Source organism: Mesorhizobium sp., from assembly GCF_017306585.1.
In the GTDB taxonomy this organism is placed as follows: Bacteria; Pseudomonadota; Alphaproteobacteria; order Rhizobiales; family Rhizobiaceae; genus Mesorhizobium.
Genome location: NZ_JAFKIC010000161.1, coordinates 26904 through 36233, shown reverse-complemented (window position 1 = coordinate 36233; position 9330 = coordinate 26904). Strand labels below are relative to the sequence as shown.

Sequence of the window (9330 nt, the reverse complement as noted above, 5' to 3'; positions counted from 1 at the left end):
ATGATTTCCGAAACCATCGTCAGATTGGCGCCAAGCTGACCGCCCGGATGGAAGGTGCGGAAATGGTCTGGTGTGAAGCCGCGCGCCTCGAGCAGCGCGATCGCCAGCGCGTCGCCGACGACCAGCTGCAGCAGCGTCGACGTCGTCGGCGCCAGGCCGTGCGGGCAGGCTTCAGGCGCACGCGGCAGGAGCAGCACGACGTCGGCGGCACGCGCCAGCGCCGATGTCTCGCCGGAGGTGATCGCGATGAGCGGAATGGAAAAACGCCTGGAATAGGCGACGATGCCCATCATCTCCTTGCTCTCGCCCGACCACGAGATGGCGATGATGGCGTCGTCCTTTGCGATCATGCCGAGATCGCCGTGATTGGCCTCGACGGGGTGGACGAAGAAAGCCGGTGTGCCGGTCGAAGCCAGAGTCGCCGCGATCTTCGAGCCGATATGGCCGCTTTTGCCGACGCCGGTGACGATGAGCCGGCCTTCGATGTTGGAGATCAAGTCGACGGCTTGCGCGAAGGGCGCGGCCAGTCCGTTCTCCAGCGCTTCGGCCAGGGCGGCTATTCCCGCCTGCTCGGTTGCCACCGTTCTCAGTGCCGATTCGATCGACGCCTGGCCATCCAGGGGCTTCTTATCGAGAGGTCTCGCATGCATGGCTGATGCGATTAGCGCTTTGCCGGCCGCCTGTCCAACGGAAATGGCAATCACAGCCGGACCGCTCAACGCTGGAGCGCATCACCCGATGCCGCAAACAGCGGCGCTTTAACCCGTCGGAAAGCCGCCGCCTCAACCCTCCGTTAACCATCCGCATTTACGGTTCGGTAAGTATGGCGCGCATGCGCCGCGCAAGCAGTGGTGGCGATGTCCGGGGCCCAGCGAGAAAAATCGAGAGCACGGCAAGGCAAGGCGTTCTGCGCCCTGCTACTGGCGACCAGTATGTTCGCGCTGCTGCGCCCGACACCCCTCCATGCCCAGGAAGCCGAACTGCGCGGCGAAGTGTCGGAATCGGCGATCCTGTCCGACCAGCAACGCAAGGCCAGGCAGCTTGCCATGGCCAGCCAGGGCCAGCAGCCGCCGGCCGCGCAGGACAACGCCCCGCCTCGCACCTATCTGCCGGCCAGCGCCGGCGCCGTGCCGGACAATACGGACCCCAACGACGCTACCGCCACCGGCAGCGTCTTCGATCCGCCCGCCGCGACCGACGACAGCGCCGCGGACAATCCGACACCGCCAAAGCCGCGCCGTCGCCCCTCGGCCACCGATCAGAAAGCGGCCGACCAGGACAAGGGCAAGACCGCCGCCACCTCGAAAAAGAAGAAAAAGAACCCCGCCAAGGCGACGGACCCGACAACGACCGGCAGCGCGAACGCGGCTGACGACAATGGCGATGCCGTCACCGACCAGGACGCGGCCAACCGCCGCGCGCTGACCATCGACAGCGTCGACAGGCAGAAGCTCGACGCCGGCGCCGAGCGCACCGCCGCCATAGAGGGCCAGAAAAAGAAGGCAGAGGACGATCCCTTCGCCGCACCCGGCGTCAAATGGGGTTCCTTCGTCATCCGTCCGACGATCGAACAGGGCCTGACCGCGACCACCAACGGTGATTCGAGCAGCGCCGGCACCTCGGCCTTGCTGTCCGAAACCGCGCTGCGTTTCTCGGCTGTTTCCGACTGGCGTGAAAACTCCGCCACCATCGACGGCTATGGCCTCTTTCGCGAAACGCTGTCGGGCTATCAGGTTCACAATGCGCAAGGCCGCATCGAGGGCCAGCTCAATGTCGATCTCGACAATGAGCTGCGCGCCATCGCCAAGCTCGGCTACGAAGCCGTGCCGGAATCCGCCTCTTCTCCCGATGCCATCGCCGGCGTCAGCACGCAGCCGCTGCGCCAGACGATCGACGGCAGCCTCGGCGTCGAAAAGGCCGTCGGCAAGATGCAGTACACGCTCACCGGCGCGGTCTCGCACGACTTCTACGGCGACGCCAAGCTCTCGGACGGCACCTCGCTGTCGCAGAAGGACCAGGACAACACGCTCTACACGGCAACCCTGCGCACCGGCTACGAGATCTCCCCGGCCCTCACGCCGTTCACGGAGATCGAGGTCGGCCGCCGGATCTACGACCAGCGCATCGACAATGAGGGCTTCGAGCGCTCCTCGACGCGCCTCGGCGCGCGCGCCGGCGTCCAGCTCGACATGGGCGAGAAACTGTCGGGCGAATTCTCGGCCGGATGGCTGCGCGAAGCGATCGACGACAAGACCCTGGAGCCAATTTCGGGCGCCACCGTCAACGCCGACCTCAAATGGTCGCCCGAGCGCGGCACCACGATCGGCCTGACCGGCAAGACCACCGTCGAGACCACGACCACCGCTGGCGAAAGCGGCGATATCCTCTATTCCGGCCGCCTGACGGCCGAGCGCCAGATCCGCGCCAACCTTACCGCCAATGCGGCCCTCGGCCTCGACTGGCGCGACTATGTCGGCATCGACGGCCATGACCGGATCCTGAGCGCCGAGACCGGGCTGACCTGGTGGCTGAACCGCTATGCCGGCCTCACGACCCGGCTCAGGACCGAGAAGCTGACCAGCAACCTGCCCGGCCGCGACTATACGGCCAACAGCATCTATCTCGGCGTGAAGGTGCAGCGCTGAGCAGCTTACGCACCACGCCAAGGATGTGTTGAGATTCAGGTCAGGCCGAGTCGAGAATGGCTGATACCGAGAACCGGAACGGAGCGTATGTTTGGGTACGTGAGTTCGATCCTACTGCGGCCACGCAGTAGGATCAGGGAAGCGGAGGACACCGCCATTCGCAGGCCGGCATCACCTGAATATCAGCACATCCTTAGAAGGCGGCCCCACGACGCTCCGACGGCTTCATCTCGTCGAGCAGCGTGCGGATGACGCCGGCCATGCTCTCGTTCATGTCGTTGCGCCACAGCGCGAAGGCGACATTGGCCTCGACGAAGCCTTCCGGCGATCCGCAATCGAAAGTGCGGCCCTGATAGTGGTAGCCGTAGAAGGGTTGCTGCTTCTCCAGCTTCAGCATCGCGTCGGTGAGCTGGATTTCGTTGCCGGCGCCCTTCTCCTGGCCCTCGAGAATCCCGAAGATTTCGGGCTGCAGGATGTAGCGGCCGTTGATGTAGAGGTTGGACGGCGCGGTGCCGGCCTTCGGCTTCTCCACCATCTCGGTGATGCGGAAGCCGTGATGCGTGTCCTCGCCGCGGCCGACGATGCCGTATTTGTGGGCCTCGGCCGGATCGCATTCCTGCACGGCGATGATGTTGTTGCCGGTTTCCTGGTAGAGCTCGACCATCGTCTTCATGCAGCTTTTCTCCGACTGCATGATCATGTCCGGCAACAAAAGCGCGAACGGCTCGTCGCCCACCAGTTCGCGCGCGCACCAGACGGCATGGCCGAGCCCCATCGGCACCTGCTGGCGCGTGAAGCTGGTTTGTCCGGGAGCGGGCTGCAGTCGCTGCAGGCGGGCAAGCTGGTCGTCCTTGCCGCGCTGGGCAAGCGTGTCATAGAGCTCGAACTGGACGTCGAAATGATCCTCGATGACCGCCTTGTTGCGGCCGGTCACGAAGATGAAATGCTCGATGCCCGCCTCGCGCGCCTCGTCGACGACATACTGGATGACGGGCCGGTCGACCACGGTCAGCATTTCCTTGGGAATCGCCTTGGTGGCGGGGAGAAACCGCGTGCCCAGACCAGCGACCGGAAAAACTGCCTTGCGAACTCTCTTCATACGTCAATTATCCTTTTGATGGCGGGCTCCGCAATCCCCGTCTGGCGACATTTTCACGCCGGAATTGAGGACTACTTGGCGATTGGAGAGGAAATGTCAGCGGTAAAGCATCGAGGCGTGTTTTCGTTCCAGGCGCCACCTATGGTAAACTAATTCCTAACCTGCTTCGGCGATGAATGGTCTTTCCAGAGACAGAGAAGGAGGAAAATATGTCCGTTCGCAATGCCGCTAAGCGTTTCACCAGCGTCATGACGGCAGCCAGCCTCTCGCTCGCTCTGCTGATGCCGGCCGGGCCGGCCTTCGCCGATGCCGGTTTCCGGCAGTGGGTCGCCAGCTTCCGCGCCACCGCCGTGGCGGGAGGCGTTTCGGGTGCGGTCTACGACCAGGCCTTCAGGAACATCAAGGAACCGGACCCGGTGGTGCTGGAAAAGGCGCGCACGCAGCCCGAATTCACCGCGCCGGCCTGGGATTACTTCGACAACCGCGTCCATGACCAGTCGGTCGCCAACGGCCAGGCGATGGCGAAAAAGTGGAAACCGTGGCTGGACAAGATCGAAGCCAGGTTCGGCGTCGACCGCTATATCCTGCTCGCCATCTGGTCGATGGAATCCAATTATGGCGAGATCCTCAAGCGCGACGACATCATGCGCAACGTCATCCGCTCGCTGGCGACCCTGGGCTATGGCGACCCGAAGCGGTCCAAATACGCCCGCACCCAGCTTGTCGCGGCCTTGAAGATCCTGCAGACCGGCGACATAGACGAAAGCCATCTGATGGGCTCCTGGGCGGGCGCCATGGGCCAGACCCAGTTCATCCCCACCAGCTACCAGCACTACGCCGTGGACATGGACGGCAACGGCAAGCGCGACATCTGGAACTCCATACCCGACGCCCTGGGAACCGCCGCCAACCTTCTGAAGAAGAACGGCTGGCAGGCTGGCAAGACCTGGGGCTATGAAGTCACGCTGCCGGCCGGCAAGCTGCCGGGCGGCGCCAAGACGCTGGCGCAGTGGGAGACGCTGGGCGTCGTCAGGGCCAATGGCAAGCCGTTCAGGAATCTCAGCGACAAGGCGACGCTGAAAGTGCCGGATGGCCGGGGCGGCCCCGCCTTCCTGATGATCCGCAATTTCTCGGTCATCAAGGCATACAACAACGCCGACAAATATGCGCTGGCCGTCGGCCTGCTCGCCGACGAGATCGCCGGCGGCAACGGCCTTGTCCAGGATTGGAAGCGGCCCTTCACCAAGCTTACCTTCGAGGAAAGGCAGGAGCTGCAGAAGCGGCTTTCCCAACACGGGCTTTACGACGGCAAGTTCGACGGCAAGATCGGCGACGGCTCGAAAACAGCCATCATGGCCTATCAGGCAAAGGTCGGCTTGACCCAGGACGGCTATCCGAGCATGGAAGTACTGAAATGGCTCAGGCAAAAATAGAGCCATCCGGGATAAAGTAGGGAGGGAGTTGTTGGTTTCGGCCGCGCGTATCGCGATACTTGTTCGTCGCACGCCGATCCTCATTCTGGCGATCGTCCTGCTGGCGATCGCCGCCTCCAGTGCCTTGCACGCGCCCGCCATGGCGCAGGAGCAGCCGCAACAGAGCCATGGCTGGTCGTTGCGCGACCTGCTGTTTCCACGCCGCAGCGAACGGGTCGAGCCGCCAGCGGATGTCCAGAAGGCGAAACCGAAGCCGCGCAAACCCCGCGTCCCGCGCGCACCCGTCGAGCCGCAGACCCCGATAGCGGAAAAGGCGCCGGACGCCCACGCCGTCCTGGTGGTCGGCGACTTCATGGCATCCGGTCTCGCCGAAGGCCTTGACGCCGCCTTCGCCGACAATCCGGCCGTCAGGATCGTCGTCCGTTCCAACGGCTCGTCCGGCTTCGTCCGCGATGATTTCTACAATTGGCCCGAACAGATCAAATCGCTGATCGAGACCGAGAAGCCGGCGGCCGTCGTCGTCATGCTGGGTTCCAACGACCGCCAGCAGATGAAGGTGGGCGATGTGCGCGAACAGCCTCGCTCCGAGAACTGGACGAAGGAGTATGAACGCCGCACGGATTCCCTGGGCAAGGCCATCGCTGACGCCAAGGTGCCTTTCCTGTGGGTCGGCATGCCGGCTTTTCGGGTGCCGAAGATGACATCCGACATGCTGGCCTTCAACGATATCTACCACAAGGCCGCCGAAAGCCATGGCGGTGAATTTGTCGATGTCTGGGACGGCTTCGTCGACGAGAACGGCGCCTTCATCACCAGCGGCCCGGACATGAACGGCCAGCCAGTGCGGCTGCGCGCCGACGACGGCATCAACGTTTCCAAGGCCGGCAAGCGCAAGCTCGCCTTCTACACCGAAAAGCCGCTGATGAAGATCCTCGGCCTCGCCGGGCCCGGCGGCGTGGCGCCGGCTGCGGCGCCGGCGGGCGCACCGGTCGAAGCGCCCGCGCCCGCGGCCGCCCCCATCGTCATCGATCGCACCCAGCCGATGCTGCTCAGCGATCCGGCGCTGGACGGCGGCGCGGAACTGCTAGGCGCCGCGCCCCCGGCAAAGGCCGATCCGGCGCTCCCGGGCGAAAAACTGATCATCGAAGGCAAGGCGCCGGAGGCCTCCCCCGGCCGCGCCGACGATTTTTCCTGGCCGCCAAAGGCAAACCCGGCTGCCACGGCCGCCGCAGCAGGAACGGTGACGGCCGCCACACCTTGATGGGCGTTCCACCGGAAAACGGCCTTGAAGAAATGCCGATCCTGTAGTCGTCCGGCCAGCCGACCAACCAGTCTGCCAGGGACTTTAAGCGGACATCGCGCTCACACTGCCGCGCGACAGGGTTTCAGTCAGGAATGAAAGCAGCGGCTGCACGATGCGTGCCTCCACGGTTTCCTCCCCGATAACCACGATCTCCGTCATCGGCAGCACCGGCCAGAGCTCGGAGGGAGGAATGATCCGCAGCCCCTCCTGGACAAAGGAGCGGCCCAGCACCGTGACGCCGAATCCTCCCGCCACCGCCGCGCGCGCGCCGTTCAGACTGTTGACGGTGCACGCCACGTCCCAGTCGCGCCTTATCGAATCGAGTGCCCGGATCGCGACCCCGCGATAGGTGCAAGGTGTCGGCAGAAGCACCAGCGGAACAGGCTCCGACGATTGGCGCGGATAGCTGGCCGAGGCGATCCACACCAGAGGTTCGCGCCAGATGACCCGGCCACGCTGGGCACGGCCATCCTTCTTGGCGATCACCACGTCGAGCCGGTCGTCTTCATATGCCGACAGCAGGTGACAACTGAGGCCCGTCATCAGTTCGAGACGCACAGCCGGACAGAGGGCGGCGAACTTTGCCAGCAGCGCCGGCAGATGATGGGGAACGAAGTCTTCCGAAATGCCGATACGCAGGCGCTTGATATCAGCCGGTTCGACCAGGGTGCGCACCGCCATGTCGTTGAATTCGAGCAGGCGACGCGCCGCCGACAGCAGCCGCTCCCCTTCCGCCGTAAGGGCCAGGGAACGGCTCGTCCGGTTGAACAGCGGCCGGCCAAGCAGCTCTTCCAGGCGGATGATCTTCTGGCTGACGGCGGATTGCGACCTGCCGACCACATCGGCTGCGGCGGTAAAGCTGCCTGTCTCGGCCACAGTGGTGAATGCGCGCAGCAGATCGATTTCCAGGTCGGGGTAACGCATCGGGCTTCCTCTGATGCCGAATGCCCTGAGTCTTAGCTAGAAACATTCCAGATCGATACCATTAGATTTATGCGTTTTCGTTCAACTGTCCGAAGCGGCAGACTCCGCCTGTGTCTCAGGTCGGGAAGATCGAATGCGTGCAATGGTACTGAAGGCTGTCGGCGGACCGGAGAATTTCGAACTGGCTGAAATCGGCATGCCGCGCCCTGGCTCTGGAGAGGTGTTGGTACGCTTGCACGCCAGCGCACTCAACCCGGTCGATGCTCGCATCCGCAACGGACTGCCGATCGGTCCAGCCTTGCCGGCTGTTCTCGGCGCAGATCTCTCCGGAACAATTGAAGCTGTTGGCGACGATGTTTGCGACCTGTCCCCGGGAGACGAAGTCTATGGCTGCGCCGGAGGCGTGCGCGGCCTTGGCGGCAGCTTCGCCGACTATATAGCGACCGATGCCCGCTTGCTCGCCCGCAAGCCGCGCCGTCTTTCGATGCGCGAAGCCGCTGCCATGCCACTGGTGTCGATCACCGCCTGGAACTGCATGGAACGGGCGGATGTCGGCGCCGGCGACCATGTCCTGGTGCATGCCGGCTGCGGGGGCGTCGGCCACGTCGCCGTGCAATTGGCGAAAGCGCGGGGCGCGCGCGTGACCACCACCGTTTCCTCCCCTGAAAAAGCCGCGATCGCCCAGGATCTCGGCGCCGACCACACGGTCCTCTATAATCAGGAGAGCGTGGCGGATTATGTCGGGCGGCTGACCGGGGGCCGTGGTTTCGAAGTCGTGATTGACACTGTGGGGGGCGAAAACCTCGACCGTTCCTTCCAGGCGGCTTCGGTCGGCGGCCGCATTGCGGCGACCGCCGCGCGCAGCACGCACGACCTGTCGCCCCTGCATGCCAAGGCGCTGTCGCTGCATGTCGTCTTCATGCTCATTCCGCTGCTTGAAAACGTCGGCCGGGAAGATCACGGCCGCATCATGCGGGACATCACCGCGCTCGTGGAAAGTGGCAAGTTACGCCCACTGGTCGATCCCACCGACTTTAGGCTGGACCAGCTTCCCGACGCCTTTCGCCATCTTGAAAGCGGAAGGCCACTCGGGAAAGTCGTCGTGGATGTGATGCGAGGCTGACATGGTAGCGACACCGAACGGACTGACGGAACTCGAAATTCGTAACGCGGCGGAGGCGATCCTGCGCGCCGAGCGCGAGGGCCAAGCCATGCCGCCGCTCAGCGGTCAGCACTCCGGCCTCAGCCTTGATGACGCCTATCGCGTCCAGGACCTGCTGACGCGGATGCGACAAGAGCAAGGCATCGTTCTCGCCGGCTACAAGATCGGCCTGACATGGCTGACCACGCAGATCGCCTGCGATCTCGACGCGCCGATCCACGGCCGGATCCTGCGCCATGCCGTCCACCAGAGCGGCGCGAGCCTGCCGGCGAAAGGCCTGGTGAAACCGCATGTCGAGGTCGAGCTTGCCTTCATCATGGGTCGGGACATCGACCACCCGGTCGAGAATCTCGACGACATCCTCGCCGCCACCGACTGCATCATCCCCGCGCTGGAACTCGTCGACCACCGGATGGCGCCGCCGCGCATCGTGGCGGATACCGTCGCCGACAATTCGGCTTTCGCCGGTGTCATCCTGGCCGAACAGCGTTTTCACCCGCGCGACATCGACAGCCGCTGGGTCGGCGCCACGCTGTCTCGCAACGGCGTCGTGGAAGAAACCGGCCTGTCGGTCATCGGCATGGGCCACCCCGCCATCTGCGTGGCCTGGCTCGCCAACACATTGCTCAAGCGAGGCGAGCATCTGGCCGAAGGCGACATCGTCATGTCGGGCGCCTTCGCCAGGGCATTGCTGGTCGTAAGCGGAGACGTCTTCACCGCCGATTTCAACCAGTACGGCAGGCTCGACGTTTCGTTCACCTGAG

Annotated in this window: 8 protein-coding genes; 5 read left to right on the top strand and 3 right to left on the bottom strand. The window is 64.3% G+C overall.

Annotated features, from left to right (window positions below; translation table 11 throughout):
* On the bottom strand, window positions 1-650 hold a 650-nt coding region (locus J0I79_RS18750), incomplete at its 3' end, for an SIS domain-containing protein (RefSeq protein ID WP_292861987.1).
* Between the two features lie 207 nt (window positions 651-857).
* Here J0I79_RS18750 and J0I79_RS18745 point away from each other — a divergent pair.
* Entirely contained in the window at window positions 858-2645 is a 1788-nt protein-coding gene (locus J0I79_RS18745; RefSeq protein ID WP_292861984.1) for an outer membrane beta-barrel protein, read from the top strand.
* A 193-nt stretch (window positions 2646-2838) separates the two neighbouring features.
* On the opposite strand, the gene galU is transcribed toward J0I79_RS18745, so the two are convergent.
* Window positions 2839-3744, bottom strand: a complete 906-nt coding sequence (galU, locus tag J0I79_RS18740; RefSeq protein WP_292861981.1) for a UTP--glucose-1-phosphate uridylyltransferase GalU — start codon at window positions 3742-3744, stop codon at window positions 2839-2841.
* 209 nt (window positions 3745-3953) lie between these two features.
* Here galU and J0I79_RS18735 point away from each other — a divergent pair, with 209 nt between their 5' ends.
* Together J0I79_RS18735 and J0I79_RS18730 are read left to right on the top strand one after the other, a co-directional pair.
* On the top strand, window positions 3954-5177 hold the full coding sequence (locus tag J0I79_RS18735) for a lytic murein transglycosylase (protein ID WP_292861978.1): 1224 nt from the start codon (window positions 3954-3956) through the stop codon (window positions 5175-5177).
* Between the two features lie 31 nt (window positions 5178-5208).
* Window positions 5209-6438, top strand: coding sequence for a DUF459 domain-containing protein (locus J0I79_RS18730; protein WP_292861975.1), 1230 nt, complete (start codon window positions 5209-5211; stop codon window positions 6436-6438).
* An 84-nt stretch (window positions 6439-6522) separates the two neighbouring features.
* Here the strand turns inward: J0I79_RS18730 and J0I79_RS18725 are convergent, their stop codons facing one another.
* A complete protein-coding gene (locus tag J0I79_RS18725) occupies window positions 6523-7404 on the bottom strand; it encodes a LysR substrate-binding domain-containing protein (protein ID WP_292861972.1) in 882 nt (293 codons plus the stop codon).
* Window positions 7405-7537: 133 nt separating this feature from the next.
* Between J0I79_RS18725 and J0I79_RS18720 the strand changes: the two genes are divergently transcribed.
* Both J0I79_RS18720 and J0I79_RS18715 read left to right on the top strand, forming a co-directional pair.
* Window positions 7538-8527, top strand: coding sequence for a zinc-dependent alcohol dehydrogenase family protein (locus tag J0I79_RS18720; protein WP_292861969.1), 990 nt, complete (start codon window positions 7538-7540; stop codon window positions 8525-8527).
* A 1-nt stretch (window position 8528) separates the two neighbouring features.
* Window positions 8529-9329 carry a fumarylacetoacetate hydrolase family protein gene (locus tag J0I79_RS18715; protein WP_292861966.1) on the top strand — a complete coding sequence of 267 codons (801 nt, stop codon included), beginning with the start codon at window positions 8529-8531 and terminating at the stop codon, window positions 9327-9329.
* Window position 9330: the final 1 nt, after the last annotated feature.

Coding starts and splice junctions, on each gene's coding strand:
- galU (WP_292861981.1), bottom strand. CDS start 3,744: ATGAAGAGAGTTCGCAAGGCAGTTTTTCCGGTCGCTGGTCTGGGCACG.
- J0I79_RS18735 (WP_292861978.1), top strand. CDS start 3,954: ATGTCCGTTCGCAATGCCGCTAAGCGTTTCACCAGCGTCATGACGGCA.
- J0I79_RS18725 (WP_292861972.1), bottom strand. CDS start 7,404: ATGCGTTACCCCGACCTGGAAATCGATCTGCTGCGCGCATTCACCACT.
- J0I79_RS18745 (WP_292861984.1), top strand. CDS start 858: ATGTCCGGGGCCCAGCGAGAAAAATCGAGAGCACGGCAAGGCAAGGCG.
- J0I79_RS18720 (WP_292861969.1), top strand. CDS start 7,538: ATGCGTGCAATGGTACTGAAGGCTGTCGGCGGACCGGAGAATTTCGAA.
- J0I79_RS18715 (WP_292861966.1), top strand. CDS start 8,529: ATGGTAGCGACACCGAACGGACTGACGGAACTCGAAATTCGTAACGCG.